1 protein-coding gene is annotated in these 722 nt (G+C 60.4%); it reads right to left on the bottom strand.

What is annotated here, in order from left to right; genetic code table 11:
* Positions 1-131: 131 nt before the first annotated feature.
* Complete coding sequence (locus CRD60_RS08280; RefSeq protein WP_113852720.1) at positions 132-611, bottom strand: phage terminase small subunit P27 family; 480 nt, start codon at positions 609-611, stop codon at positions 132-134.
* Positions 612-722 lie beyond the last annotated feature (111 nt).

Below are 722 nucleotides of genomic sequence, written 5' to 3'. Positions count from 1 at the left end.
GGTCGGAGGTCTTGATCGTGGGGGACTGCCATTCCTGGGGCCGCTCCAGCCCGCGGGAGAGCATGTACCAGGCGACCTCAGGTGAGATCTTCAGCCGTTCCAGCTCCTGATCGGGGGGAAGTTCGATGGTTTCAGTCTCCGATGGCGAAGGGGTTTGCTTCCTGGTCGCCATCGTCCTCACCTAGCCCCTGTATCTGTCCTTCCGCCGCTGGATTGAGCCCGAAGTCACGCGCGAATGTGTGCACGTCGGCCCTGGCCGCCTTCAACGCGGCCACAGCTGGATGTGGTTTGGGCACCCCCTGGGATGTCTCGACCGTCATGCCTTCTTCCAGGAGCTGCTTCATGGACTCACGCATCTGCCAAACAGCCGTGCAGTACGCCTCCAGGCTCGGACCGTCCACTTTCTTGAGGATGCCGAGTCCATCCAGCGTCTCGACAACGCTCTTCCACACGGTCTTGGCCCCTTCTGGCAGATAGGACGGCATCCTGGGCTTGTCTCGCTCGAATCCGATTTCCTTCTCGACCTTGCGTCCCCCGGAGTCACGGCCTTCACCCCTCCCGTTGATCAGTCGCAGCTTGGTCGGCGCCTTCATCGGACCCCGCTGACCCATGGTGGCACCCCCTGTCAGGCGAAAAACGATTTGGGAAACCTGAGACGCGAAAAAAGCAGTTTCGGCGGCGCCCCAGTTATCCACAATTTTTGTTGATAATTACCCCATACC

The sequence above is a fragment of the Bifidobacterium aemilianum genome, from assembly GCF_003315635.1.
GTDB classification, from domain to species: domain Bacteria; phylum Actinomycetota; class Actinomycetes; order Actinomycetales; family Bifidobacteriaceae; genus Bifidobacterium; species Bifidobacterium aemilianum.
This window is presented reverse-complemented; position numbering and strand designations above follow the sequence as displayed.